24 protein-coding genes and 1 pseudogene are annotated in these 25852 nt (G+C 73.7%); 11 read left to right on the plus strand and 14 right to left on the minus strand.

All coding sequences use genetic code 11. The annotated features are described in order from the left end of the window. Both yaaA and eda read left to right on the plus strand, forming a co-directional pair. Complete coding sequence (gene yaaA, locus ACZ4VF_RS10815) at positions 1 to 783, plus strand: peroxide stress protein YaaA (protein ID WP_467924846.1); 783 nt, start codon at positions 1 to 3, stop codon at positions 781 to 783. A gap of 63 nt (positions 784 to 846) precedes the next feature. Next, a pseudogene (eda, locus tag ACZ4VF_RS10820) lies at positions 847 to 1503 on the plus strand (bifunctional 4-hydroxy-2-oxoglutarate aldolase/2-dehydro-3-deoxy-phosphogluconate aldolase); the annotation flags it as partial. Between the two features lie 209 nt (positions 1504 to 1712). Here the strand turns inward: eda and ACZ4VF_RS10825 are convergent. The 3 genes from ACZ4VF_RS10825 to ACZ4VF_RS10835 are packed head-to-tail and all read right to left on the minus strand — an operon-like array spanning position 1713 to position 4650. Then, the gene (locus ACZ4VF_RS10825) at positions 1713 to 3026 is read right to left on the minus strand and encodes a bifunctional RNase H/acid phosphatase (RefSeq protein ID WP_467924848.1); all 1314 of its coding nucleotides are present in this window, start codon (positions 3024 to 3026) and stop codon (positions 1713 to 1715) included. Positions 3027 to 3046: 20 nt separating this feature from the next. After that, positions 3047 to 3790 (minus strand): zinc ribbon domain-containing protein, encoded by a 744-nt coding sequence (locus tag ACZ4VF_RS10830; RefSeq protein ID WP_467925609.1) that lies wholly within the window; start codon positions 3788 to 3790, stop codon positions 3047 to 3049. 14 nt (positions 3791 to 3804) lie between these two features. Continuing rightward, positions 3805 to 4650 carry a Nif3-like dinuclear metal center hexameric protein gene (locus tag ACZ4VF_RS10835; RefSeq protein WP_467924850.1) on the minus strand — a complete coding sequence of 282 codons (846 nt, stop codon included), beginning with the start codon at positions 4648 to 4650 and terminating at the stop codon, positions 3805 to 3807. A 187-nt stretch (positions 4651 to 4837) separates the two neighbouring features. Between ACZ4VF_RS10835 and ACZ4VF_RS10840 the strand changes: the two genes are divergently transcribed. After that, positions 4838 to 6091, plus strand: a complete 1254-nt coding sequence (locus ACZ4VF_RS10840) for a hypothetical protein (RefSeq protein WP_467924852.1) — start codon at positions 4838 to 4840, stop codon at positions 6089 to 6091. Between the two features lie 334 nt (positions 6092 to 6425). Here the strand turns inward: ACZ4VF_RS10840 and ACZ4VF_RS10845 are convergent, their stop codons facing one another. The 3 genes from ACZ4VF_RS10845 to ACZ4VF_RS10855 are packed head-to-tail and all read right to left on the minus strand — an operon-like array spanning position 6426 to position 9334. After that, positions 6426 to 7364, minus strand: coding sequence for a 3-oxoacyl-ACP reductase (locus ACZ4VF_RS10845; protein WP_467924854.1), 939 nt, complete (start codon positions 7362 to 7364; stop codon positions 6426 to 6428). Between the two features lie 12 nt (positions 7365 to 7376). After that, positions 7377 to 8453: a Zn-dependent alcohol dehydrogenase gene (locus tag ACZ4VF_RS10850; protein WP_467924856.1), complete on the minus strand. Its 1077-nt coding sequence runs from the start codon at positions 8451 to 8453 to the stop codon at positions 7377 to 7379. Between the two features lie 23 nt (positions 8454 to 8476). Beyond that, complete coding sequence (locus ACZ4VF_RS10855; RefSeq protein WP_467924857.1) at positions 8477 to 9334, minus strand: MaoC/PaaZ C-terminal domain-containing protein; 858 nt, start codon at positions 9332 to 9334, stop codon at positions 8477 to 8479. A gap of 297 nt (positions 9335 to 9631) precedes the next feature. On the opposite strand from ACZ4VF_RS10855, the gene ACZ4VF_RS10860 reads away from it, so the two are divergent. Then, a complete protein-coding gene (locus ACZ4VF_RS10860) occupies positions 9632 to 10915 on the plus strand; it encodes a sensor histidine kinase (protein WP_467924859.1) in 1284 nt (427 codons plus the stop codon). Here ACZ4VF_RS10860 and ACZ4VF_RS10865 read toward each other — a convergent pair. After that, positions 10893 to 12437 carry an alpha-L-arabinofuranosidase B gene (locus ACZ4VF_RS10865; protein ID WP_467924861.1) on the minus strand — a complete coding sequence of 515 codons (1545 nt, stop codon included), beginning with the start codon at positions 12435 to 12437 and terminating at the stop codon, positions 10893 to 10895. The genes ACZ4VF_RS10860 and ACZ4VF_RS10865 overlap by 23 nt on opposite strands. Positions 12438 to 12712: 275 nt before the next feature. Then, complete coding sequence (locus ACZ4VF_RS10870) at positions 12713 to 13330, minus strand: TOPRIM nucleotidyl transferase/hydrolase domain-containing protein (RefSeq protein ID WP_467924862.1); 618 nt, start codon at positions 13328 to 13330, stop codon at positions 12713 to 12715. A 104-nt stretch (positions 13331 to 13434) separates the two neighbouring features. Here ACZ4VF_RS10870 and ACZ4VF_RS10875 point away from each other — a divergent pair, with 104 nt between their 5' ends. Continuing rightward, positions 13435 to 14076 (plus strand): response regulator, encoded by a 642-nt coding sequence (locus ACZ4VF_RS10875; protein WP_467924864.1) that lies wholly within the window; start codon positions 13435 to 13437, stop codon positions 14074 to 14076. A gap of 22 nt (positions 14077 to 14098) precedes the next feature. Here ACZ4VF_RS10875 and ACZ4VF_RS10880 read toward each other — a convergent pair whose 3' ends face one another. Further along, on the minus strand, positions 14099 to 14890 hold the full coding sequence (locus ACZ4VF_RS10880; RefSeq protein ID WP_467924866.1) for a hypothetical protein: 792 nt from the start codon (positions 14888 to 14890) through the stop codon (positions 14099 to 14101). Positions 14891 to 14916: 26 nt separating this feature from the next. Next, complete coding sequence (locus ACZ4VF_RS10885; protein WP_467924868.1) at positions 14917 to 15456, minus strand: SigE family RNA polymerase sigma factor; 540 nt, start codon at positions 15454 to 15456, stop codon at positions 14917 to 14919. A gap of 369 nt (positions 15457 to 15825) precedes the next feature. Between ACZ4VF_RS10885 and ACZ4VF_RS10890 the strand changes: the two genes are divergently transcribed. From ACZ4VF_RS10890 to ACZ4VF_RS10910, 5 genes are all read left to right on the plus strand, one after another. Then, positions 15826 to 17571, plus strand: coding sequence for an MFS transporter (locus ACZ4VF_RS10890; RefSeq protein WP_467924870.1), 1746 nt, complete (start codon positions 15826 to 15828; stop codon positions 17569 to 17571). A 188-nt stretch (positions 17572 to 17759) separates the two neighbouring features. Further along, complete coding sequence (locus tag ACZ4VF_RS10895) at positions 17760 to 18410, plus strand: class I SAM-dependent methyltransferase (protein WP_467924872.1); 651 nt, start codon at positions 17760 to 17762, stop codon at positions 18408 to 18410. 22 nt (positions 18411 to 18432) lie between these two features. Beyond that, positions 18433 to 19410, plus strand: coding sequence for an N-acetylmuramoyl-L-alanine amidase (locus ACZ4VF_RS10900; RefSeq protein WP_467924874.1), 978 nt, complete (start codon positions 18433 to 18435; stop codon positions 19408 to 19410). An 83-nt stretch (positions 19411 to 19493) separates the two neighbouring features. Then, complete coding sequence (locus ACZ4VF_RS10905; protein WP_467924876.1) at positions 19494 to 20294, plus strand: DUF5336 domain-containing protein; 801 nt, start codon at positions 19494 to 19496, stop codon at positions 20292 to 20294. A 105-nt stretch (positions 20295 to 20399) separates the two neighbouring features. Further along, the gene (locus ACZ4VF_RS10910; protein ID WP_467924877.1) at positions 20400 to 21410 is read left to right on the plus strand and encodes an LLM class F420-dependent oxidoreductase; all 1011 of its coding nucleotides are present in this window, start codon (positions 20400 to 20402) and stop codon (positions 21408 to 21410) included. On the opposite strand, the gene ACZ4VF_RS10915 is transcribed toward ACZ4VF_RS10910, so the two are convergent. Continuing rightward, the gene (locus ACZ4VF_RS10915; RefSeq protein ID WP_467924879.1) at positions 21407 to 22000 is read right to left on the minus strand and encodes a hypothetical protein; all 594 of its coding nucleotides are present in this window, start codon (positions 21998 to 22000) and stop codon (positions 21407 to 21409) included. The genes ACZ4VF_RS10910 and ACZ4VF_RS10915 overlap by 4 nt on opposite strands. Before the next feature lie 173 nt (positions 22001 to 22173). On the opposite strand from ACZ4VF_RS10915, the gene ACZ4VF_RS10920 reads away from it, so the two are divergent. Further along, positions 22174 to 22467, plus strand: a complete 294-nt coding sequence (locus ACZ4VF_RS10920; protein WP_014672411.1) for a hypothetical protein — start codon at positions 22174 to 22176, stop codon at positions 22465 to 22467. Positions 22468 to 22477: 10 nt separating this feature from the next. Here the strand turns inward: ACZ4VF_RS10920 and ACZ4VF_RS10925 are convergent, their stop codons facing one another. The 3 genes from ACZ4VF_RS10925 to ACZ4VF_RS10935 are packed head-to-tail and all read right to left on the minus strand — an operon-like array spanning position 22478 to position 25739. Continuing rightward, complete coding sequence (locus ACZ4VF_RS10925) at positions 22478 to 23548, minus strand: prenyltransferase/squalene oxidase repeat-containing protein (RefSeq protein ID WP_467924880.1); 1071 nt, start codon at positions 23546 to 23548, stop codon at positions 22478 to 22480. After that, the gene (locus ACZ4VF_RS10930; RefSeq protein WP_467924882.1) at positions 23545 to 24321 is read right to left on the minus strand and encodes a class I SAM-dependent methyltransferase; all 777 of its coding nucleotides are present in this window, start codon (positions 24319 to 24321) and stop codon (positions 23545 to 23547) included. The genes ACZ4VF_RS10925 and ACZ4VF_RS10930 overlap by 4 nt, the downstream gene beginning before the upstream one ends. Beyond that, positions 24315 to 25739, minus strand: a complete 1425-nt coding sequence (locus ACZ4VF_RS10935; protein WP_467924884.1) for a glycosyltransferase family 4 protein — start codon at positions 25737 to 25739, stop codon at positions 24315 to 24317. The genes ACZ4VF_RS10930 and ACZ4VF_RS10935 overlap by 7 nt, the downstream gene beginning before the upstream one ends. Positions 25740 to 25852: the final 113 nt, after the last annotated feature.

Below are 25852 nucleotides of genomic sequence, written 5' to 3' on the forward strand. Positions count from 1 at the left end.
GTGCTGGTCCTGCTGCCGCCGTCGGAAGGCAAGGCGAACCCGGGCGAGGGTGCCCCGCTGGAGCTTGCGTCGCTGTCCCTGCCGGGGCTGACGGCCGCGCGGGAGGCCGTGCTCGGCGAGCTGGTGGAGCTGTGCGCGGCCGACGGGGAGAAGGCGCGCGAGGTGCTCGGGCTGAGCGAGGGGCTGCGCGGCGAGGTCGCGAAGAACGCCGGGCTGCGCACGGCCGGCACCCGCCCCGCCGGGGAGGTCTACACCGGTGTGCTCTACGACGCCCTGGGCCTGGCCACGCTGGACGCGGCCGCCCGCCGGCGCGCGGCGGAGTCGCTGCTGGTGTTCTCCGGTCTGTGGGGCGCGGTTCGGGTGACGGACCGGATCCCCTCCTACCGGTGTTCGATGGGCGTGAGGCTGCCGGGGCTCGGCGCGCTGGCCGGGCACTGGCGGGCGCCGATGGCGGAGGTGCTGCCGGAGGCGGCCGGGGAGGGGCTGGTGCTGGACCTGCGGTCCTCGGCGTACGCGGCGGCGTGGCGGCCGAAGGGCGAGGTGGCCGGGCGGACGGCGACGGTACGGGTGCTGCACGCGCCGACCCGGAAGGTCGTCAGCCACTTCAACAAGGCGACCAAGGGCCGCATCGTCCGCAGCCTGCTGACCGCCGGGACCGCGCCGGGCGATCCCGCCGAGCTGGTGACGGCGCTGCGCGGGCTGGGGTACGCCGTGGAGGCGGAGGCGCCCGGGAAGGCGGGCAAGGCGTGGGCGCTGGACGTGCTGGTGGACGAGATCCACTGAGCATGCGTTGCAATATGCGCAACGATCATTGCGTGTGATGCCGCCGCTGGGCACGATGAGGGCATGACCTCGCCGCTGCCCTCCCTTCCGGCTGCCTCCGTACTGGACCTCGCCCCCGTCCTGCCCGTGGTCGTGCTCGCCGACGCCGCCGACGCCGTACCGCTGGCCCGGGCGCTGGTGGCGGGCGGGCTGCCCGCGATCGAGGTCACGCTCAGGACCCCGGCGGCCCTGGAGGCGGTGCGCGCCATCGCCGGCGAGGTGCCGGAGGCGGTGGTCGGCGCGGGCACGGTGGTCACCCCGGAGCAGGTGGCGGCGTGCACGGCGGCCGGGGCGCGGTTCCTGGTCAGTCCCGGCTGGACGGAGGCGCTGGTGGCGGCGATGCGCGGGGCCGGGGTGCCGTTCCTGCCCGGGGTGTCGACCGCCTCGGAGGTGGTCGCGCTGCTGGAGCGGGGGGTGCGGGAGATGAAGTTCTTCCCGGCGCAGGCGGCGGGCGGCACGGCCTATCTGCGGTCGCTCGCCGGGCCGTTGCCGCAGGCCCGGTTCTGCCCGACCGGCGGGATCGGGCCGGAGACCGCGCCGGAGTACCTGTCCCTGCCCAACGTCGGCTGTGTCGGCGGCAGTTGGATGGTCCCGGCGGACGCGGTGGCGGCCCGGGACTGGGGCCGGATCGAGGGGCTGGCGCGGGCGGCGGCCGGGCTCGGGGTCGCCGGCCGGCTCAGGGACGCAGGTGGGCTCGGGGACGCCGGAGGACCCGGGGACGCCGGTGGGCCTGGGGACAAGGGTGCGCTCAGGGACGCGAGTGGGCCCAGGGACGCAGGTGCGCACAGGGACGCAAGTGGGCCCGGGGACGGGGCCAGGGACCCAGGTGCGCTCAGGGACGCAAGTGGGCCCGGGGACGGGGCCAGGAACGCAAGTGGGCCCAGGGACGCTCAGGGACGCAGATGGGACGTGTCGTTGAAGAGCCGGACGCTCGCGTTGCCGTCCGCGTAGTACGCCACCGCCGACAGGGAGGCCGCCGAGAGTTCCATCCGGAACAACGACTCGGGCGGGGCGCCCAGGGCGAGGCGGACGAGGGTCTTGATCGGTGTGACGTGCGTGACCAGCAGGACCGTGCGGCCCGCGTACGCGGCGACCAGCTCGTCCCGCGTGGCGGCGATCCGGGTGGCCGTCTCGGCGAAGCTCTCGCCGCCTCCGGTGGGGCGGGCCCCGGGGTCGGCGAGCCAGGCGTTCAGGTCGTCCGGGTGGCGCTCTTTGACCTCGCCGAAGGTCAGGCCCTCCCAGGCGCCGAAGTCCGTCTCCCGCAGGCCGCCCTCGACGGTCACGTCCAGGCCCAGGCGGGCGGCGACGATCTCCGCGGTCTCACGGGTGCGGGTGAGGGGGGAGGCCACGACCGCCTGGATCGTGCCGCGCCTGGCGAGCGCCTCGGCGACGCGGTGCGCCTGCTCGCGGCCGGCGGCGGAGAGGGCGGGGTCGCTGCCGCCGCTGCCGGAGAAGCGCTTCTGCGGGGTGAGCGGGGTCTCGCCGTGCCGCAGGAGGACGAGCGTGGCGGGGGCGCCGAGGTCGGGGGCGGCGCTCCAGCCGGGGCTGCTGGGCAGGTGCCGCCCGGTGGGAGGTGCCGCCGCGGTGGCCTCCGTCGCGCGGACCGCCTCCGCTTCGACGTCGTCCTCGGCAGGAGCCGCCACCGGCTTCTCCCGGCCGGCGGTCCGGCCCTCCGCCAGCGCCGCGCGGGCCCTCGCCGCGCCCCCCGCCGCGTCCCCGGGCGGGCCCGGCGGCTCGGGGGCGGCGGGCGGGGTGTCCAGGGCCGCCCTGGACTCGGACGGGGACCACTGCCGGCCCTTCGCGCCCGCGTCCATCGCCTCGTTGGCCAGGCGGTCGGCGTGCTTGTTCCGCTCCCGCGGGATCCACTCGTAGGCGACCCGGTCCGGAGGGAACACGGCGCGTGCCTCGGTGGCCAGGGGCTTCATCGAGGGGTGCTTGATCTTCCAGCGGCCCGACATCTGCTCGATGACGAGCTTGGAGTCCATGCGGACGTGCACCGTCGCGCCGGCGTCCAGGGCGTGGGCGGCGCGCAGGCCGGCCACCAGGCCGCGGTACTCGGCGACGTTGTTCGTGGCGACGCCGATGTACTCGGCCGCCTCCGCCAGCGTCTGCCCCGTCGCCGCGTCACGGACCACGGCCCCGTAGCCCGCGGGCCCGGGGTTGCCCCGCGACCCGCCGTCGGCCTCGACGATGAACTCCCGCACGCCCAGCGCCCCCGACGCCCCTACAGGCCCGACTCGGCCGTGCGCACCAGGATGCGGCGGCAGTTCTCGCAGCGGACCACCGTGTCCGGCGCCGCCGCGCGGATCTCGTTCAGCTCGGTGATGGCCAGCTCCTGCCGGCAGCCCTGGCAGGTGCGGGCGTACAGCTTGGCCGCGCCGACCCCGCCCTGCTGCGAGCGCAGCTTGTCGTAGAGCTTCAGCAGCTCCGCGGGGACGGAGGCCGCCACGACCTCGCGCTCCTTGGTGACCGTGGCGACCTCGCCGTCGATCTGCTCGAACGCCGCGTCCCGCCGGCCGGTCGCGTCGTCGATCCTCGCCTGGACGGAGCCGACCCGCTCGGTCAGCTCGCTCACCCGCTCCTGCGCGGCCTCGCGGCGCTCCATGACCTCCAGGACGACGTCCTCCAGGTCACCCTGCCGCTTGGCGAGGGAGGCGATCTCGTGCTGGAGGTTGGACAGGTCCTTCGGCGAGGTGACCACGCCGGAGTCCAGGCGCTGCTGGTCGCGGGCGGCGCGCTGGCGCACCTGGTCGACGTCCTGCTCGGCCTTGGTCTGCTCGCGGGCGCAGTCGCTCTCCTCGGTCTGCGCGGCCACGAGCAGGTCGCGCAGCTGCGTGAGGTCCTTCGTCAGCGACTCGATCTCGGCGTGCTCCGGCAGGGACCTCCGCCTGTACGCGAGCTGCTGCAGGCGGACGTCGAGGTCCTGGACGTCGAGGAGGCGGATCTGGTCGGCGGGCGCGGCGTTCAGTTGGGGGCTCCTGTTTAGCTAGAGGTGGTGGACGCCGCGTGGGCGGTCCAGGGGTCGGTGACCGTCTTGGAGACGTGGACGCGGAGGTCCCAGCCGTGGCGGTCGGAGATCTCGTCGAGCTGGCCCGCGGCCAGCTCGCACCAGGGCCACTCGGTGGCCCAGTGCGCCGCGTCGAGCAGCGCGAGGGGGCCGGCGCCGCCGGCCGCCGTGAACTCCGACACCGGGTGGTGGCGCAGGTCGGCGGTGAGGAAGGCGTCGACACCGGCGGCGCGGACGTGCTCGAAGAGGCTGTCGCCGGAGCCGCCGCTGACGGCGACCGTGCGGACGACGGCCTCGGGGTCGCCGGCCACCCGGATGCCCTGCGCGGTGGCGGGCAGCCGCTCGGCGGCCCGGGCGGCCAGCTCGCGGACGGTGAGCGGGTGGTCGAGTTCGCAGACGCGGCCGAGACCCCGGCAGCCGTGCGGGTCGGACGGGTCCGGCACGAGGGGGCGTACGACCCTCAGGTCGAGGGCTCCGGCGAGGGCGTCGGAGACACCCGGGTCGGCGGTGTCGGCGTTGGTGTGGGCGACGTGCAGCGCGATGTCGTTCTTGATCAGCGTGTGCACGACCCGGCCCTTGAAGTGCGTGGCCGCGACCGTGGTCGTGCCGCGCAGATAGAGCGGGTGGTGGGTGACCAGCAGGTCGGCGCCCAGCTTCACCGCCTCGTCGACGATCTCCTGCACGGGGTCGACGGCGAACAGCACCCGGGTGACCTCCTGGTCGGGGTCGCCCACCACCGTGCCGACCGCGTCCCAGGACTCGGCCCGCTCGGCGGGCCACAGGTTCTCCAGCGCGGCGATGACTTCAGACAGACGGGGCACGGCCCAAGGCTACCTGGCTGTTCGGCGGGGCTGTACCGCATGCGTCCGGTCTGTCCCCGGTCAGCACACACGCCCCGGTTTCCTCAGGTGAATCGCTTCTGCACCACCCGTACGTGTGAAGCCGGAGATGGCCGGTCCCCCGCCTGTGCGTGCGAAAACTAGCTTCTTCGCCGGAGGTGACGAAGCGATGACGGCCTGTGCGATCGAAGCTCCGTCCACGGAGGGAACCGGCGGCGTGCCGGAGGCGGGGTGCGTGATCACGGCGGACGGCGCGTACGCCGCCCGGCTCGCGCGCGAGGGCGACGCCTGGTTCCCGGAGCGCTGGACCCTGGACGGCCCGGAGCCGTACGCCGTACCGCTGCCCGGCAACCAGCCGGAGGAGCCCGGCACCGAGGTGCAGCCGATGGGCGACGGGCGCGTGCTGATCCACCGGCTGGTGGCCGGGCGGCACGCCTTCTCGCTGCTGTACCCGACCGGTCCCGGCACCGGGGAGCTGCCGCTGGGGGCGGTGGAGTCCCCGGAGCCCGGCACCCGGCTCACCCTGCTGCCGCCGGCGCCGGGGGGCGTACGGGCGTACGCCCTCGCGGCCGGGCCCCGCTCCGGCGCGGTGTGGCTGGTGGCGGGCGGGGCGTTCGGGCCCGAGCGGCTCGCCGAGGTGCCGGGGCGCTGCTCGGGCGGGGTCTGGCTGGACGGTGCCGGGCGGATGCTGGCGCTCGACCGGGAGCTGGGCGGGCGCACCAAGACGGTCGTGGTGGACCTGGAGCGCGGGGAGGTCTCGCCGCTGCTGCAGATCGCGGACGGCAGCGACGACCGGCTGCTGCTCGCCGACCCGGACAGCGGACTGCTGCTGATCTCCTCCGACGCGCCCTCCCCGGGGGAGGAACGACTGGGCTGGGGGGTGCTCGGCAGCACCCTGCCGGTGCGGTTCCCGGAGTGCCTGCGGGTGCCGGAGTGCGCGGTGACCCCGTTCGCGATCCAGCCCGGGCAGGTGCTGATGCCGGAGAACTGCGCGGTGGGCCTCAGGATCGAGGGCGCGTCCGGCAGCTGGGTCGGGACCTGGCGGCCGGCCGAACGCCGGGTCCGCCATCTCGCGGCACCCGAGGGCTGGCTCGCGGGGGCCGGGGTGTGGACCCGGGACGGGGTGCTGCGGCTGCCGTACGCGACCCGGGCGACGCCGTGCGGGGTGTCCCAGGTGGCGGACGCGGCGGGCACGGTGGATGCGGTGGGCGCGGTGGATGCGAGGGGCGCGGCGGATGCTGCCGGTACGGCCGACGGGACCCCGGGGACGACGGCGGACGTGCCGGCGGAGGTGACCGCAGGGGTGGCGGCGGAGGTGGCGGCGGAGGTGACGGTGCCTGCGGAAGCGGATGCTCCGGTGCCGGTCGTGACCCGTCCCGTGCCGTTGCAACAGGCGCCTCTGGCACGTCTTGTAACGAACTAGTGGCGGTTGGCGTGTGCGCCTGGATTCGCACCGTGGTGTGCCGGTTACACTCGCCCGGCTGTACGAAAGATCATGTTGACGGGGTGAATACGTCCGATGAGCGACACCAGCACCACTGAGCAGCTGTCTGCCGACTCTTACGAGACCGCCGGCCACGGCCGGCACCGGGGTCCGGTTGCGGCCCAGGAGAGCGAGTCGACTCCGCACGGCCGGCACCGTAAGCCGGTCCAGGAGACGGCCGAGGCGGCTGCCTGACGGTAGTGAAGAAGAGGGGGCGTCCGCGTGGCGGACGCCCCCTTCGCCGTATCTCCGCCCTGCCGTGCCCGGCCGCGCCTCAGCCCCGCCTGAGCCCGAGCACCTCCGCCGCCGCGAACGTCTCCCCCTCCGGCCGGCCGGCGTAGTGCGGGGTGAGCAGCGCGTCGAGTTCCTCGTAGCTGAAGGTCTCCTGCTCGCTGTCGAACTTGGCGGCCACGCGCGGCCGTTCGAGTACGGCCACCATGCCGCCGTGGACGACGAGCAGCTGTCCGTTGATCCCGGCGGCGGCCGGCGAGGCCAGGTAGCCGACGAGCGGGGCGACGTGCGCGGGGGCCAGCGGGTCCAGTTCCCCGTCGGGTCCCCGCAGGCCCGCGAAGACGTCCTCGGTCATCCGCGTCCGGGCGCGCGGGCAGATGACGTTGGCCGTGACGCCGTACCTGGCGAGGGCGAGGGCGGTGGAGGTGGTCAGGCCGACGATCCCGCCCTTCGCCGCCGCGTAGTTGGGCTGGCCCGCGGAGCCGGCCACGAAGGCCTCGGAGGAGGTGTTCACGATCCGCCCGTACACCGCCGCCCCGGCCGCCTTGGACCGCTCCCGCCAGTGCGCGGCGGCGAAGCGGGTGGTGTTGAAGTGGCCTTTGAGGTGGACCCGGATCACGGAGTCCCACTCGTCCTCCGTCATGGAGAAGACCATGCGGTCGCGCAGGATGCCGGCGTTGTTGACGAGGATGTCCAGCTTGCCGAACTCCCGGGCCGCCAGCCGGACCAGCTCGCCGGCCTGCCGGAAGTCGGCGACGTCCCCGGTGTGCGGTACGGCGGTGCCGCCGGCCGAACGGATCTCCTCGACGACCTGCTCGGCGGGGCCCGCCGACGCCGCGCCCGAGCCGTCCCGGCCGGGTTGCCCGTAGTCGTTGACGACGACGGCCGCGCCGAGCCGGGCGAGTTCCAGGGCCTCGGCCCGGCCGAGCCCGCGCCCGGCGCCGGTGACGATCGCGGAGAGTCCCGAGAGTGGCAGTGACATCGGCCGGCTTCCTCAGATCTCGATACAGGTGCGCAGGGCGGTCCCGGTACGCATCCGGTCCAGTGCCTCGTTGATCCCCGCGAGCGGCACCCGGTGGGTGATCAGGCCCGCCAGGTCGACGCGGCCGGCCCGCCACAGGGCGATCGTGCGCGCGTAGGAGCGCAGCACGTCGCCGCCGCCGTACAGGGACGGCAGGATGCGCTTCTCGTCGAAGAACAGCTCGAACATGCTGAGCTGGAGGAAGTCGTCCATGGCGCCGGCGCCGACCACGACGAGGGTGCCGCCGCGCCGGGTGTTCTCGTAGGCGGTGCGGGCGGTGGCGGACCTGCCGACGACCTCGAAGACGTAGTCGAAGCCCTCGCCGCCGGTCACCCGCTGCTTCTCGCCGGCCAGCTCCTCCGGCGAAACGGCCCTGGTCGCACCGAACTTCAGCGCGGACTCGCGCCGGGAGGCGACCGGGTCGACGGCGACGATCTCGGCGGCGCCCTTCAGCCGCGCCCCCTGCACGGCGGAGATGCCCACGCCCCCGCACCCGATGACGGCGACCGACGAACCGGCCGCGACGTCCGCGGTGTTGAGCGCGGCACCGAGTCCGGTGGTCACCCCGCAGCCGATCAGGGCGGCGATGTCGAAGGGCACGTCCTCGGGGATCGGCACGGCGCAGCCGGCGTCGACCACGACCTCCTCGGCGAAGGTACCGGTGCCCGCGAAGCCGAACAGGTCGCCGCCGGGGCGCCGGAAGTTGGGGGTGCCCGCGTTCATGAACCCGGCCAGGCAGAGCTGGGTCTGCCCGCGCCCGCACGCCGGACAGGCGCCGCAGGCCGGCAGCCAGCACAACACGACCCGGTCCCCGGGCTTCAGGTGCCGTACGCCGTCCCCCGCCTCCAGGATCTCCCCGGCGCCCTCGTGACCGGGCACGAAGGGGGCCGGCTGGGGCAGCACCCCGTTCATCGCGGACAGGTCGGAGTGGCACAGTCCGGTGGCGCGCACCCGGACCCTGACCTTTCCGGGACCAAAGCCCACCGCCTCGACGTCGTCGAGGACCTCCAGCTTCTCCTGGCCGGTCTCGTGCAGTACGGCTGCGCGCATGGTGCGGCTCCCCTCGCGGTCTGTCAGGAATGCCGGACGACGGTGTCGGCGAGGACGGGCGCGTCGTCGCGTTCGACGGCGCTCACGGCGATCCGCACGGAACCTTCGCGGGCCCACATGCGCATCCGCAGGGTCTCCCCCGGGTACACCACCCCGGCGAACCGCGTGGTGTACGACCGCACCCGGCTCACATCGCCGCCGAGCAGGGTGTCCACGACGGCCTTGAGCGTGACGCCGTAGGTGCACAGCCCGTGCAGGATGGGGCGGTCGAAGCCGGCGGGCTTGGCGAACTCCGGGTCGGCGTGCAGGGGGTTCCAGTCGCCGGACAGGCGGTAGAGCAGCGCCTGGTCCTCACGCAGGCGCCGCTCGACGACCCGGTCCGGCTCCCCCGCGGGCGGTTCCGGACGGGCGGACGGCCCCCGGTCGCCGCCCCAGCCGCCTTCTCCCCGTACGAAGATCTGCGCGTCGTTGGTCCACAACGGGCCGTCGGCGTCGGTGACGTCCGTGCGCAGGACGAGGACGGCGGCCTTGCCCTTGTCGTACACGGCGGCGATGCGGCTGGTGGCGGTGGCGGTGCCCTCGGCCGGGAGGGGGCGGTGCAGGGTGAGGGTCTGGCCGCCGTGCAGGACCTTGGCCAGTTCGACGTCGACGCCCGGCATGGACAGTCCGCTGATCACCCCGGGCGAGCCGGCGCCCGCGACGGTGGCGAAGCTCGGCAGGACGTGCAGCCGGGACTCCAGGGTGTAGCGCAGTTCGTCGGGGTCCGTGGCGGGGACGCCCGCGCCGATGCCGAGGTGGTAGAGCAGGACGTCCTTGCGCGTCCAGGAGATCTCTCCCGAGCGGGGCTCGGCGGCGAGTGCCTGGGCTGCGTCGATGGGCATGGGGCTCCTGACGGGTCTCAAGACCTCGGTGCGGACGTCCGCACCGTCGGCCGCACCGAGGTCGTCCACGAGCGGACCTAGAACGCGTTCCAGTCCGGCGCCCTCTGTATAGCCGAGCGCTCCACAGTTGTGAAGGCTCCTGACGCCGCGTCAGCCCGGGACGAATGTACTGCGGGACTCCCCACAGGCGTCTCTGCCGGGGGCCGGGCCCCGTTCCGTACCGTTCGATCCGTACGCTGTGCTGCCCCCGCCGTGACCGGGCGGGGAGAGACGAAGGCTTCGAACGGGGGACACGAGATGACGTGGTGGCGGAGACTGCGCTGCCGGCTGGCGGCCTTGCAGGCGGAACGGCTTCAGTGGCGGGAGGAGATGCGGCGCGCCAAGGCCGCCCGGCGCAGCGGCGCCGCCGTGGACGATCCGGGCCCGCCGCCCACCGGCTTCGCCCTGCTGCCCTGGCTGTTGATGGGCATGGGCTCCTTCTCCCATCTGCTCCAGGGCCGGACCCCGAACCCGTGGATCGGCGGCCTGGGCCTGCTGGCCTTCAACTCGCTCTACGTCTACGTCACCTTCCGCGCCTTCGACCGGGCCAAGCGGGAGTCGGCCTCCACCCGGGTGGCGCTGGGTCTGATGGGCCTGCTGACCACCGGCCTGGCCCTCGGCTACGGCGGCAGCTGGCTGATGTTCTTCCCGCTGCTGGGCCTGGCCGCCGGAGCCGTCCTGCGCGGGCCGTGGCTGGGCCGCACCGGCATCGTGCTCGCGGTGTACGCCGGTGCCGTCACCGCCGTCCAGGACGGCTGGGAGGACGCGACCAGCATCGGCTACGGCACCTTCATCTCCGCCATGGTGACCGCCGCGATCCTCAGCCTGTCCGAGGCGGTACGGGAGCTGCGGGCCGCCCGCGAGGAGCTGGCCCGGCGCGCGGTGGAGCAGGAGCGGCTGCGGTTCTCCCGGGACCTGCACGATCTGCTCGGGCACACGCTGTCGGTGGTCGTGGTGAAGTCGGAGGCGGCCCGCCGGCTGGCCCGCCGCGACATGGACGCGGCGCTGGCGCAGATCTCGGACATCGAGTCGGTGGGGCGGCAGGCGCTCACCGAGATCCGGGAGGCGGTGACCGGCTACCGGGAGGGCAGCCTGGCCACCGAGCTGACCCGGGCCCGGTCGGCGCTGAACGCGGCGAGCGTGCGGGTGGTGGTCCGCCAGACCGGGGCACCGCTCGACCCGCAGACCGAGGCGCTGCTCGGCTGGGTGGTGCGCGAGGCGGTCACCAACGTCGTCCGGCACAGCCGCGCGAGCCGCTGTGAGATCACCGTGACAGGGGCCGCCGAGCGGGTCCGGCTGACGGTCTCGGACGACGGCACGGGCACCGTCACCGACACGGACGCGGGCACCGGCAGGGGCGCCTTCGCCGGCGGGGGCGGGGGCGGTACCGGGCTGAAGGGGCTGGCCGAGCGCCTCGCGGCGGCGGGCGGCTCCCTGACGGCCGGCCCGGCACCGCGCGGCGGCTTCACCGTCACCGCCGACCTCCCGGCCGGCGGTGACGGGCCGGTGCCGTCGGCGGCTACGGCGCCCAGGGCGCTGTGACCGCCCAGCTGACGTCGTCCGCCCAGGAGGCGGCGCTGTCGAAGGCGTTGCCTCCGCCGTTGCTCGCTATGTAGAGGTTGTGGTCGTAGTGGCGCAGGTACCTCGTCGGGTAGTTGTACGACGCGAACGAGGTGCCGGTGCCGTTCTCGCCGGCCCGCGGGCAGAAGGTGGCGTCGGCCCGGAACTGTGCGGTGCCGTCCATGGGCTGCCGGCGGACCCGGTAGTCGTAGTGGCGCAGGAAGTCACCGGGGTAGTTCCGGGACTCGAAGGAGACGCAGGAGCTGTCGGCGAGCCCGCGCCGAACGATCCAGGTGGCGTCGTTCCTGTCCAGGGACGAACTGCCCGACGTCACCGTGGAGATGACGGCCGCGTCGTTCTGGTGGCGGACGTACTCGCCGGTGCAGCAGGAGGTCGTGGCGCGCAGGGAGATCTCCGAGCCGGGGCCGAGCGTGCCGGTGCTGCCGGTCGGGCCGCCGTAGCCGACGGAGACGATGTCGGCCTGGACGGCGTCGTCGGCGGCGTCGGTGGGGATGCCGGCGGTCATCACGCCCTCGAAGAAGGAGCCGATGGAACCGTTGCTGTTGTCGCCGCCGGTGCCGAGGACGATCGCGCCCTCCTGGTGCATCGGCGAGTAACCGCCCGCGGTGGGCTCGCCCCCGGAATAGGTGGTCGTCAGCCCGCCCGACCGGGCGTTCGCGCGTTTCAGCGCGAAATGGTCCCGGCCGTTGTTCTTGAGCAGCGCGGTGACGAAGGGAAGCGGCCCGGTCCCGGTGTCGGAGGGGTTCCTGCTGTGGCCGGCGTCGGACTGGAACAGCCCGTTCTCCAGGTCGGCCTGGACCCACGGCCCCTGTCCGTAGCAGGGTGAGAACCAGCACTCGGTGCCGAAGTTGATGGCGTCCATGTGACCGTTGCCGGTGTCCGTGTTGGTGGTCTCGGCGTTGCCGTAGTCGAAGCAGCAGCGGTTGTTGACGTGCGTGCCCGAGGTCACCATGTACATCCCCTCGGCCTGCCCGTTCACGGCCACGCCGGAGGTGGAGTTGTCCCGGTAGCCCATGCCGGCGGAGATCTCCAGGCCGTAGACCTGGTGGCCGCCGGCGGTCACCGGCAGGGCGTCCGCGGGCGCCCCCACATCGGCCGCCCCGGCCCCTCCGGCGCCCTCGATCGTGAGGTCGTTGTGGCGCGGGGACTGGTCGTAGATCTCGGTGACGATGCAGGTCGTACCGGAGCAGAAGGAGTCCTGCGCGGCGGCGTCGGCGTACCCGCCGGCGGACAGCAGCCCGATGTTCGTCTTCGCCCCGTCCCTGGCCCGCCGCACCTGGTACAGCGGCCCGTTGTACGACGTGTAGAGCGCCCGGACCAGGCTGTGCGCGGCGACACAGGGCGTGCCGGCGGCGGCGTAGAGGTCACAGGGCAGCGAGCCCGCGGCGGCGGCCGGGGGCGCGCCGGCGCCGAGGAACAGCGCGGCGAGGGTGACGCAGACGGCGAGAAGGGACAGGAGTGCGCGGGGGGTTCTCAACAGCACGGTGGGCACCTCGGGTTCGTCGGGGAGCGAGGTTCGTCGTGGTGGGGCGGGGTGCGTCGGTGTGGGGCCGGGTTCGTCGGTGTGGGGCGGGGTCGTCGTGGTGAGCGGCCCGTCGCCACGGACACGCGTCGTCCGATATCCCGAACGTTGTTCGACCGATATACCGAACGCATTCACCTGCGGAAAGGGGACGGGAAGTGCGAGAAACGCAGGGGCGATTGTTTGGGCCTCGCCGAGTGCCGTCAACCCCCGCCGCAGCGGACCATGCCGAGTCTTTACAGGCGGGCCATCAGGCCGTCGAGCGGAGCGGGGACGCGGTCGGGGTCGAGCGCCTCGACGAGGACGCGGCCGTAACGGATCTTCCGCCCCTTCCTCGTGCCGAGGAAGCGCCGCACCTGCTGCTCCGCGCTGCGGCCCTGCTGCGCGGGCTGGCGCAGGAAGGTCTGCAGGGCCCGCAGTTCGCCCTCCTGCCGGACCAGCTCCCGCACCCGGGGCACGCCCAGCGCGCGGATCAGCTCGTCCTCCAGGTCCGCCGCGCAGACGAAGAACCCGTGCGGTGCCGCACCGGCCCGCTCCCAGCCCCGGGCGTAGAAGCCCCGCTCCCGCTCGTCGCACAGCCCCGTGAGGCGCAGCCCCAGTCCGGACGGTCCGAGGAGGCCCGCGAAGCGGCCGACGTTCATCGCCCCGCCCATCGGCAGCACGCAGACCCCCTCGGCCGCCAGGTCCCGGTCCCGGCTCGCGGCCAGCGCGTCGACCGCCGCCGCGTCGCTCAGCCCTTCGAGCAGCACGACCGCCCGGACGGACAGCCGCCCCGCCAGCTCCCGCGCGGGCTCGCCGGAACCACCGGCCGCCCACGCGGTGACCGCCTCCCGGAACGCCCCCATGTCAGCCATGGAACCGAGTCTCCGCCCTTTCCGGCCCCCGCGGTAGGCGATTACCGCGGGGCGCCCAGCCCCTGAGGAGGACCGTGCCCGTAACCCCGCCGTACGCTGACCCCATGAACGAGATGCCCCGGGACCGCCGGCCCGCGAAGTGCATCCGGGTGCTGCTCGCCGAGGACCAGGGCATGATGCGCGGCGCCCTCGCCCTGCTGCTCGGCATGGAGGAGGACATCCAGGTCGTGGCCCAGCTGGGCGAGGGGAGCGGCATCGTGGACGCCGTGCTCGCCCACCGCCCGGACGTGGCCCTCCTGGACATCGAACTGCCGGGCACGAGCGGCCTGGACGCGGCGGCCGAGCTGCGGGACCAGGCCCCCGACTGCCGGGTGCTGATCCTCACCACCTTCGGCCGCCCGGGCTATCTGCGCCGCGCCATGGAGGCCGGAGCGGCCGGCTTCCTCGTCAAGGACGGGCCGGTGGAGGAGCTGGCGGCGGCGATCCGGCGGGTGCTCACCGGGGAGACCGTGGTCGATCCGGCGCTGGCCGCCGCCGCGCTCAGCGCCGGGCCCAGTCCGCTGACGGCCCGCGAGTGCGAGGTGCTGCAGGCGTCGGTGGACGGGGCGACCGTCGCGGACATCGCCGGCCGGCTGCACCTGTCCGAGTCGACCGTCCGCAACTACCTCTCCTCCGCGATCGGCAAGACCGGCACCCGCAACCGGGCCGAGGCGGTGCGGGAGGCCCGGCAGCAGGGCTGGCTGTGAGCGGCACCGCCTTCTCGGCGGGTCACTTGGTCACCTCGACGTCCTTGAAGGTCGTCCCCTCCGGACCGATGCACACGAACCAGTTCCCTCCCGGGTAGCCGGCCACCGGGCGGATCAGCGAGGTGACGTCGGGGCCGGCGGACGCGGCACCCCGCCGGGCCACGGTCGATCTGCCGTCCTTCCAGCGGCAGGTGACCTCCCGGGTGGTCTTCGCCACGTGCCCGATCACCAGTCGTTCGGGGGCCGTCGCGCTGACCTCGTCGAGGCTGACGGCGGCGGCCTGCAGGTCGCCGCCCGACAGGCGGTCGACTCTCCTGTGCGTGTCGAACATGACCACCAGGGCACGGCCGTCGCCGTAGGACCGCATCGAGAAGTACGACGTCTTGCCGACCAGGTCGGCGACCTTGTCCACCGTCGGCCGCACGCCCACCCGCTTCATGGCGTCGAACTGCCGGTGCGCCTCCCACGCGTCACGCGGCGCGCCCCACACCTCGACCCAGACCCGCCACTCCTTGCCGTGCTCGGTCCCCCGCGCCAGCTCCGTCCGCTGCGGGGCGTACACATGCCTCTCCTCGGCGGACGCCGGGCGGGACGCGATCGGCGTCTCCCGGCCGGCGCGCTCTCCGGGCAGCCCGGCGAAGGCCAGCGTGGCCCCCGTCGAACCCGCCAGCACCAGGGCCGCGGCCGCCGCCACCGCCCAGCGCCGCGCCTTGCGGCGCCGGCCGCCGCGGACGACGGCCTGCACGGGGGCTATGCCGATCTCGACCTCGTCCGCCGCGTCCGCGAGCAGGAGGGCGATGTCCGTCTGTGTCATGTCGTGGTTCTCCCGGTCCGCGCTCATCACTTCCGCCCTCCGTGCGTCACCATGTCGGCCAGTCCCGGTATGGCGCGGAGTTTCGCGATCCCCTTGGCGGCGTTGCTCTTCACCGTGCCGACCGAGCAGCCCATCGCCTCCGCCGTCTGCGTCTCCGTCAGGTCCTCCCAGTAGCGCAGCACGACCGCCTCCCGCTGCCGGGCGGGCAGTTGCGCGAGCGCCGTGAGCAGGGCGCTGCGGTCGTCGGCCTGGGCGATCCGGTCACCGCTGTCGGCCACCTCGCGCACCAGGCCGGAGTCGTCCTTGGGCGCCAGGAACTCCCTGAGCCTTCGGCGGTGTCTGCGCGCGTGCGCGTTGATCATCACGCGCCGTACGTACGCCTCCGGGTCGTCCGCGCCGCCGACCCGCCGCCAGGCCACGTAGACCTGTTCGAGCGTCGACTGGACCAGGTCCTCGGCGGCGTGCTGCTCCCCCGTGAGGAGAAATGCCGTGCGCATCAACCGCGGCCAGCGGCCGACCACGAAGCTCTGGAACTCCTCGTTCCGAGTCTGCTTCCCGTCCCCCATGGGCACCTCCTAGATGTCTAAAGGAGTCCATGGACCGCCCGAACCGTTGCCCCGGTCCGCACGAGGATTTCTCCCTCGCGGACCCGGCGCTCCCGGACCCGGCGCTCCCGACCCGGCGCTCCCGGACCCGACCCTCGCCGACCCGGCCCTCCCGACCCAACTCTCCCGGACCCGACCCTCGCCGACCCGGCCCTCCCCGAACCTGGCCGCCGCCACGACCCGGCCCTCTCGCATCCGGCCCCACCCCGTGACGCCGCGTCAGTAACCCATGAACAGGTCAAGACTTCGTTAGAGGCCCGAAGCAACGGAATAGTTGCCTGTGCATACGAGGTTTACCCGGCACTTATGACACGCGGAAGGCCTCACCCCATGCCAGACACGACGACCGACCAGCCCACCCGGAGAGCGGGCGGCGCCGTGGTCCCCGTGCTCGCGTTCGCGGGCATCGTGGTCGCGGTGATGCAGACGCTGCTCGTGCCGGTCATCAAGGACCTGCCGCAGCTTCTGGACACCGCCCCCAGCAACGCCACCTGGGTCCTCACCTCCACCCTGCTGTCCGGTGCCGTGGCCACCCCGATCATGGGCCGGCTCGGCGACCTCTACGGCAAGCGCCGCATGCTGGTCCTCAGCCTCGCCGTGATGGTGGTCGGCGCCCTGGTCAGCGCGGTCACCAGCCAGCTGCTCCTCATGATCGTGGGCCGTACCCTGCAGGGCTTCGCCATGGGCGCGATCCCGCTCGGCATCGGCCTGATGCGCGACATGCTGCCCCGCGAGAAGCTCGGCTCGGCCATGGCGCTGATGAGTTCCTCGATCGGCGTCGGCGGCGGCCTCGCCCTGCCCGCCGCCGCCCTGGTCGCGCAGCACGCCGACTGGCACGCCCTGTTCTACGGCGCCGCCGGCCTCGGCGCGCTCGCCATCGTCCTCACCCTCGTGGCCGTACCGGAGTCCCCGATGCGCGCCAAGGGCTCCTTCGACCTGCTCGGCGCGCTGGGCCTGTCCACCGGCCTGGTGCTGCTCCTGCTGCCGATCACCAAGGGCAGCGACTGGGGCTGGTCGTCGGGCACGACGCTCGGCCTGTTCGCCGCGTCCCTCGCCGTGCTGCTGCTGTGGGGCGTGTACGAGCTGCGCGTCCCGGCCCCCCTGGTCGACCTGCGCACCACCGCCCGCCGCGAGGTGCTGCTCACCAACCTCGCCTCGATCATGGTCGGCGTCAGCTTCTACGTCGTCTCCCTCGTCCTGCCCCAGCTGCTCCAGCTGCCCACCGCCACCGGCTACGGCCTCGGCCGGTCGATGGTGGTCGCCGGCCTGTGCGTGGCCCCGCTGGGCCTGACGATGATGTTCACCGCCCCGGTCTACGCCCGCCTGTCCGCCCGCTACGGCCCCAAGGTCACCCTGATCACCGGCCTGCTGATCATCGCGATCGGCTACGGCGGCGGCCTCGGCCTGATGGACGCGGCCTGGCAGACGGTCGTCACCTCGGTGGTCCTCGGCGCCGGCATCGGCCTCGCCTACTCCTCGCTCCCCGCGCTGATCGTCGGCGCGGTCCCGGCCTCGGAGACCGGCGCGGCCAACGGTCTGAACACCCTGATGCGCTCCATCGGTACGTCCGTGTCCAGCGCCGTCATCGGCATGGTGCTGGCCAACACCGCGAACGACGTGGGCGGCGTCGAGGTCCCGACCATGCACGGTTTCCGGGTCTCCTTCCTCATCGCCACCGCCGCGGTCGCCGTCGGCCTGCTCCTGGCGTTCTTCCTGCCGAAGGCCGCACGGCCGGGGCCGCAGCACACGCAGCTGCGGGCGAGCAGCGAGGAGGAGGCCAACCTGGAGCGGGCCGTGGAGGTGCTGCGGGGGTTCCGGGGACGGGTCCTCGACGCCGGCGGCGCGCCCGTCGCCCGGGCCAAGGTCACCCTGATCGACCGGCGGGGGCGGCAGGCCGGTGCGACGGTCTCCGACGAGGACGGCGGCTACGCGCTGGCCGTTCCGGCGCAGGGGGCGTACGTGCTGGCCGCTCGGGCCGCCGGGCACGGGCCGTCGGCCTCCTCGGCCAGCCATTCCGGTGAGGAGCGGGCCGTCGACCTGGATCTTTCGCTGCCCGGGGAGTCCGTGACCGCCTGACGGGGCCCCCGGCCCTGTCCTCCGGCGGCCGCGGCACCGTCCTGGCCGGTCGCGCCCGCGCGGCGCAGCCGCACCCCGGACCCGGCCCCGGGCTCCTCCGGGACCGCCGCACGCACCCCCCGTCACCCGTGTGACCGGGGGTGCGGCAGCATGGGCGCCCTGATTGCCGTACGACCGAAAGGCGCCCCATGCCCGCCGCTCCCCAGCCCGAGATCCTGGCCGCGTTCGAGGCGGCGAAGGGGTTCATGCCCGTCGACGAGGGGCTGGCGCTCCACGACGCGGCCGTCACCGCCGGGCGGCTCGGACTGCCGTTGCTGGAGGTCGGCACCTACTGCGGACGCTCCACGATCCTGCTGGCCGACGCCGCCCGCACGGCCGGGGTCACCGCGCTGACCGTCGACCACCACCGGGGCAGCGAGGAGCAGCAGCCCGGCTGGGACTACCACGACCCGGAGACGGTCGACCCCGAGATCGGCCTGATGGACACGCTCCCCACCTTCCGGCGCACGCTGCACAGGGCGGGCCTGGAGGAGCACGTGGTCGCTCTCGTCGGCCGCTCCCCGCAGATCGCGGCGGTGTGGAACTCCCCGCTCGGGTTCGTCTTCGTCGACGGCGGCCACACCGACGAACACGCCGGCGCCGACTACGAGGGCTGGGCGCCGCACGTCGCCGAGGGCGGGCTGCTCGTCATCCACGACGTCTTCCCCCATCCGGAGGACGAGTTCACGGGCCAGGCGCCGTACCGGGTGTACCTGCGGGCCCTTGATTCCGGGGCGTTCACCGAGGTCTCGGCGACCGGCTCGCTGCGTGTCCTGCGGCGAACGGGGGCGGGGATCTGAGGCCCCGGTTAGAGTCGCAGACGTGTCGTACACAGGACCGGACTTCGATCCCCCGCGGCAGCGCCGGCCTCGCAGGGGCCCGCTGACCGTGGCGCTCGCCGCGCTGGTGCCCGGCGCGCTGCTCGGCTGGCTGGTGTACGAGGAGGTGGGCGGCGGCGGTTCGGGCGCCGAGGTCCGTACGGCCTCCCCCGCGCCGGCCTCCAGCGGCTCCCCCCTGTCCTCCGCGCCCGGTACAGCCTCCTCGGCTGGCTCCCCGGCCGCCTCTCCCGGTGACGACGGCAAGGTGTCCGGCACCCCCTCGGCCCGGCCGGACGGCACCGGCCCGCTGAAGGGCAAGGTCGTCGTGATCGACCCGGGGCACAACCCGGGCAACTTCCGCCACCCGGCCGAGATCAACCGCCAGGTGGACATCGGAACGAACCGCAAGGAGTGCGACACCACCGGGACGTCCACCGACGCCGGTTACACCGAGGCGCGGTTCAGCCTCGACGTCGCCCACCGGCTGCGCGCGCTCCTGGAACGGCAGGGCGCGACGGTGAAGCTGACCCGCGACGGCGACAGCCCGGCCTGGGGGCCGTGCGTGGACGAGCGGGCCCGGATCGGCAACACCGCGCGCGCGGACGCGGCCGTCTCGATCCACGCCGACGGCTCCGCCCCCGGCAACCGCGGCTTCCACGTCATCCTGCCGGGATCCGTGCACGCCGGTGCCGCCGACACCCGTCCCGTCGTCGGCCCGTCCCACGACCTCGGGGTGCGCATCGCGGGCACCTTCCTGCGCGAGACCGGCGAACCGCCCTCCAACTACCTGGGCGAAGGTACCGGTCTCGTCACGCGCACGGACCTGGGCGGTCTCAATCTGTCAACGGTTCCCAAGGTGTTCATCGAGTGCGGCAACATGCGCGATAGCAAGGACGCGGCACTGCTGACCAGCGGAGCCTGGCGGCAGAAGGCCGCGCAGGGGATCTCTGAGGGAATCGTGAGTTTCCTGCGTCGGTCCTGACCGCCGGGCGGAACCGGCCGGACAGCCGGATCTTGCGGACGGTAGTGTCTACCGACGACGAGACGACTCACGAAGGACCTGAAGTGAATATCCGCTCCCTCACTAGAGGCGACGGCGTGGTGATCGGAGCAGCGGTGGTGCTGTTCATCGCGTCGTTCCTCGACCTCACCAGCCTGTCCTCCGGTTTCGGCGAGTACAGCCAGAACGCTTGGGACACGCTGGGCATCGGCCTGGGCATCTACATGGGCGCGGTGATCGGTGCCGTCCTCATCGTCGTCAACCGCTCCCTGCCGCAGCCGCGGAAGGTCGCCGGACTCGACCTCGGTGCGGTCGGTACCGCGTTCGCCGTCATGGCCGCCTGGTTCCTGCTGTGGACGCTGATCGACCTCGACAACGTGGACGCCGGCGCCGGTCTCGTCCTCGGGTTCATCTCCGCTCTCGTGCTGTCCGCCGCCGCCATCGCCACTCCGCTGGTCCCCGCGCTCCAGGCCCCCCTGGTCCCCGCCGCCAAGCCGGTCGCCCCGCAGCCCTACGGCGCCCAGCCGCCCGGCGGTTACGGCTACCCGGGTGCCCAGCCGCAGCAGCCGTACGGTGCGCAGCCGCAGCCGGGCCAGCCGTTCGGCCAGCAGCCGCCGGCCGCCCAGGCCCCCGCTCCGGGTGCCCCGGCGGCGCAGGCCCCGGCCGCGGACTTCTCGCCGTACTGGTTCGCCGTGCCGGTGACCCGTCCGCTGTTCCCGGAGGACGGCTCGCAGACGCCGATCGCCGAACTGGCGCCGGGTACCTGGTACCTGGCGGTCGAGCAGCGCGGTACCGCCCTGGTCGCGCAGACCCAGGACGGGCGCCGCGGGGTGCTCCAGGACACCTCCGGCATCCAGCGCGGCTGAGCCGGACGCAGGTCACCGACGGCCCCTCGCCCTTCCGGGCGGGGGGCCGTTGTCGTACAGTCGCCTGCACCGCTCGGAACTGACGGTCCGTCAGGAGGCAGGTGCATGCGGCTCGGTCTCGCACTCGGGTACTGGGGACGAGGTCCCGACCCCCGCCATGTGCCGCTCGCCCGGGAGGCGGAGCGGCTCGGGTACGACTCGGTGTGGACGGCGGAGTCCTGGGGCTCGGACGCCTTCACGCCGCTGACCTGGATCGCCGCGCACACCTCGACGATCCGCCTGGGTACGGCTGTTGCCCAGATGGCCGCCCGCTCCCCGGCCGCCACCGCGATGCACGCGCTCACCCTGGACCACCTCTCCGGCGGCCGGGTGCTGCTCGGGCTCGGGCTGTCGGGGCCGCAGGTGGTGGAGGGCTGGTACGGCCGCCCGTTCCCGGGGTCGCCGCTGACCGCGACCCGGGAGTACGTGGAGACCGTACGGCAGGTGCTGCGGCGGCAGGCGCCGGTGGAGGTGGACGGGCGGTTCCACCCGCTCCCCTACCGGGGCCCGGACGGCACCGGGCTCGGCAGGCCGCTCAAGCCGATCACGCATCCCCTGCGCGGCGACCTCCCCGTCCTGCTGGGCGCCGAGGGCCCCCGCATGGTCGCCCAGACGGCGCGGATCGCCGACGGCTGGCTGCCGCTGTACTGGGCACCGAGCCGGCCGGAGGTGTACGGCGACGCGGTGCGGACGTTGCCGGAGGGGTTCCTGGTGGCACCGATGGCCCGGGTGAGGGTGTGCGACGACGTGGCCGAGGGGCTGCTGCCCGTGAAGGCCATGCTCGGCTTCTACATCGGCGGGATGGGGCACGCGGCCCGCAACTTCCACGCCGACCTGATGGCCCGCATGGGGTACGAGGCCGAGGCCCGGCGGATCCAGGAGCTGTTCCTCGCCGGGCGGCGGGAGGAGGCCGTGCTGGCCGTGCCGGACGCCTTCGCCGACGAGATCTCCCTGGTCGGTCCCCGTGGACGCATCGCCGAGCGGCTGGAGTTGTGGCGCGCGGGCCCGGTGACGGACCTGCTGGCCCTGTCACCGGACCCGCACAGCCTGCGGGTGCTCGCGGAGCTGAACTCCTAGCCCTTGGTCAGCTGGGAGGCTGAGGGCACCTGGTCCTTGACCGGGGCGCCGGCGCTCTTCCCCGCGTCCTTGACCTGGCCGATGACGTCGTCGAAGGAACTCGCCGCGTTCTCGTCGCCCTTGCGGAGCTTGGACGGCAGGTTCTTCAGGGCCTCGATGCCACTGGTGAGGGGCGCGAGTGCCTTGGAGAGGGTCGGGTCGGCCTGGGCGTTCTTCTGGGCCGCCTTGAGCCGGTTGTAGGCGAAGGCGCCGGCCAGGGCGGCCTTGACCAGGGCCAGCTTGCGGCCCTTGGCGCCCTTCTTGAACTTGCCGGCCTTCCACGGCTTCACGATCCACTGGTAGGTCGCGCCGGCGGCGAGGCCCGCGTCCACCACGAAGCGCGTCTTGGCGAACTTGCGCTTCTCCGCGGACGTGGTCGGGCTGGGGGTGTCGGCGGCGGGCTCGGCCCGCGCCTCCCCGGCCTGCTGCGCACTGCTCTTCGTGCCGGACTTGGTGCTGCCGGCCTGCTCACCGCCGCAGGCCGTGGCACCGGCCACCAGGGCACAGCACAGGGTGAGCGCCACGATGAGGCGCCGTATCGGTACGGGCACGAGGTCCTCCGAACGTGTCCTCCCCGAGCGGTCTGCTTCCCCCGGCAGCTTCACCCGGACCGGCCGGGTGCGCCACCCGGGGGACGCCGTCCGGGTCCCGTACGGGTCCTCTCCGGGCCGTGTCCGGGCCGTGTGGGGGGTTTCACCGCACCCCGCCCGGCAATCCGATAGGCATGTCCCCTCGATATCGCAACGGCGCGAATCAGGCCGGTACGGTGATCGCGGTCGTCGCCGACATCATGGCGCTGATCCTCGGCCTGTGGATTCTGATGTACCTGCTGGACGCCAACCGGGCCAACAGCCTGGTCCAGTTCGTCCATGACGCGGCCTCCTGGCTGGCCGGCTGGTCCCACGACCTCTTCACGTTCGACGAGGCCTGGGCCCGGGTCGTCGCCGGCTACGGTCTCGCCGCCGTCGTCTACCTCTTCGTCGGCCACGCCATAGCCAACCGGATGCACCGGCACTGAGCGGCGCGGATCAGCCGCAGCAGTCCGGGTCCAGGCCCGCCGGCAGGTGTTCGCCGCCGAAGACCGCGCACGTGGCCTCGTGGCCGCCCAGTGCGGCCACGGCCAGCAGCAGGGAGCCCGCCGTCCAGGTGGTCAGCTCGCGGGGCCAGACGGCGTCGTCGTCGAAGACGTAGCCGGTCCAGTACAGGCCGCTGTCCGGATCCCGCAGGTGCTGGATGGACTGGAGGATCTCCAGGGCCCGGTCGGACTCGCCCACCGCCCACAGGGCGAGGGCGAGTTCGCTGGACTCGCCGCCGGTCACCCACGGGTTCGGCACCACGCAGCGCACACCGAGGCCGGGGACGACGAAGCGGTCCCAGGACTCCTCGATGCGGGCCTTGGCCTCCGCGCCCGTCAGCGCTCCGCCGAGGACCGGGTAGTACCAGTCCATCGAGTAGCGGTCCTTGTCCAGGAAGCGCTCGGGGTGGCGGCGGATGGCGTGGCGCAGCGCCCCGGCGGCCAACTCCCAGTCCGGCTGCGGTTCCTCCCGCTGCTCGGCGATGGCGAGCGCGCAGCGCAGGGCGTGGTGGACGGAGGAGCTGCCGGTGAGCAGGGCGTCCGCCGTCGGCGTGCCGTCGTCCTCGCGGCGCCAGCCGATCTGCCCGCCGGGCTGCTGGAGCCGCAGCACCCACTCCACGGCCGCGTAGACGGCCGGCCACATCCGGTCCAGGAACGTGTCGTCGCCCGTGGACAGGTAGTGGTGCCAGACACCGACGGCTATGTAGGCGACGAAGTTGGACTCGCGGGCCCGGTCGGTGACGTCGTCGTGGGCGCCGTCGGCGTAGGCGGCGTACCAGGAGCCGTCCTCGTTCTGGTGCCGGGCGAGCCAGCTGTACGCCCGCTCGGCGGCCTCGTGCTCACCGGCCGCGTCCAGGGCCATGGCGGCCTCGGTGTGGTCCCACGGGTCGAGGTGGTGCCCGCGGAACCACGGGATCGCCCCGTCCTCCCGCTGCCCGGCGAGGATGCCGGCGACGGTCGCGGCGGCCTGCTCGGCGGTGAGGACCCCGGGCAGGACCAGGTGTTCTGTCCGGGGAGTGGTCACCGGCCGGCCGCCTCGGAGGTCTCGGCCCCGGCACCAGCCCCGGCCCCGTCGACACGCGGCAGGTGCGGCTTGGTCGCGTAGACCACGAAGCTCTTGCCGATCAGCGGGTTCAGCGCCTGCTCGGCGACACGGGTGGCGAGCGGCTTCTTCATGATGTCCCAGACCAGCAGCTTGTGGTACGCCCGCACCGGCAGCGCCTTGTCGTTGTCGACGCCGAACGCGCACTTCAGCCACCAGTACGGCGAGTGCAGCGCGTGCGCGTGGTGGGTGCCGTACGGCTTCAGGCCCGCCTCGCGGACCTTCGCGACCAGCTCGTCCGCCTTGTAGATGCGGATGTGCCCGCCCTCGACCTCGTGGTAGGCGTCGGACAGCGCCCAGCAGACCTTCTCGGGCCCGTAGCGCGGCACGGTGATCGCGATGCGGCCGCCGGGCCGGAGCACGCGCACCATCTCCGCGAGCACCCCCTTGTCGTCGGGGATGTGCTCCATCACCTCGGAGATGATGACGACGTCGAAGGACTCGTCGGGGAACGGCAGGGCGAGGGCGTCGCCCTCCATCGCCGTGGCGGTGGCGCCCTCCGGTGCCTCGCCGGCCTCCTTCATCGCCGCGAACCACTTGGCGACCTCGCGGATCTCCTCGGCGTTCTGGTCCAGGGCCACGACCTGGGCGCCGCGCCGGTAGCACTCGAAGGCGTGCCGGCCGGCTCCGCAGCCGAGGTCCAGGACACGGTCGCCCGGGGCGAGCGGGAACCGGGAGAAGTCGACGGTCAGCACGAGGCCCTGCTTTCGGAGGAGACGCCTGCAACACTTGCCGGGGCCGCGGAACGGCCGGGGGTGGGAGCCGCGGAACGGCTGTCGCCCGCCGCGGGACGGGCGTCGCGGCCGGGGCCCGCGGAGCGGGCGATGGCCTCGCGGTAGTGGGCCACGGTGCCCTCGGCGGCGCGGGCCCAGGTGAACTTCTCCAGCACCCGCTGCCGGCCCGCCGTCCCGAGCCGCGCCCGCAGCTCGGGACCGCCCAGCAGCCGGCCGAGCGCGGCGGCCAGCGCCCCCGCGTCCCCGGGCGGTACGGCCAGGCAGGTCTCCCCGTCACGTCCCGCGACCTCCGGGATCGCGCCGCCGGTGGTGGCGACCAGCGGGGTGCCGGTGGCCATGGCCTCGGCGGCGGGCAGCGAGAAGCCCTCGTACAGCGAGGGCACGCACGCCACCTGGGCGGAGCGGATCAGGTCGACCAGTTCGGCGTCGGAGATGCCCTTGACGAACTCGACGGCGTCCTCGAGGCCGTACCGCGCGACGGCCTGCGCGACCGGGCCCTCCTGCGGGCGCTTGCCGACGACGACGAGGTGCGCGGCCGGGTGCTCGGTGCGCACCTTGGCGAGCGCCTCCACGAGGAACACCAGTCCCTTCAGCGGCACGTCGGCGCTGGAGGTGGTGACGATCCGGCCCGGCACCTCCGGCACGGCCGGGTCCGGCGCGAACAGGTCGGTGTCGGCGCCGATGTGGACGACGTGGACGCGGTCGCCGCGGACACCGAGGTGGTCCACGATCTCCTGGCGTGAACTGCCGGAGACGGTGAGGACCGAGGGCAGCCGGCGGGCGACGCGCTTCTGCATGCGGGTGAAGGCGTACCAGCGGCGCACCGAGTAGCGGCGCTGCCAGGTGTCGGCGGCGTCCAGCTCCAGCTGCCGGTCCACGGTGATCGGGTGGTGGATCGTGGTGACCAGGGGCGCGCCGATGTCGCCCAGCAGGCCGTAGCCGAGGGTCTGGTTGTCGTGGACGACGTCGAACTCGCCGCGCCGGGCGCGCAGGTGGTGGCGGGCGCGCAGCGAGAAGGTCAGCGGTTCGGGGAAGCCGCCGGTCCACATGGTGGCCACTTCGAGGGCGTCGACCCAGTCCCGGTACTCCTCCCGCTTCGGGGTGCGGAAGGGGTCGGGCTGGCGGTAGAGGTCGAGGCTGGGCAGCTCGGTGAGGGTGAGGCTCGGGTAGCCCTCGTCGAGGACGGGGTACGGCTGCGATCCGATCACCTCGACGCGGTGGCCGAGGCGGGCCAGCTCGCGCGAGAGGTGCCGTACGTAGACGCCCTGGCCCCCGCAGAACGGGTTCCCCTTGTAGGTGAGGAGCGCGATGTCGAGCGGTCGCTCGCCGTCGGCAGCGGGTTCCTGGCCGGCACCCGCTTCCCGGGCCTCAGCGGTCACTCCGTGCCCCCTTCTGCCTGCACTGTCCCGCGAGACTACGACGGGACGCTAATCTAGAACAAGTTTCAGACTTGATCGTTCGAGAGGCTCTGAATCTACCGGCAGGTAGGGGC

The organism is Streptomyces sp. NPDC029151, assembly GCF_055564315.1.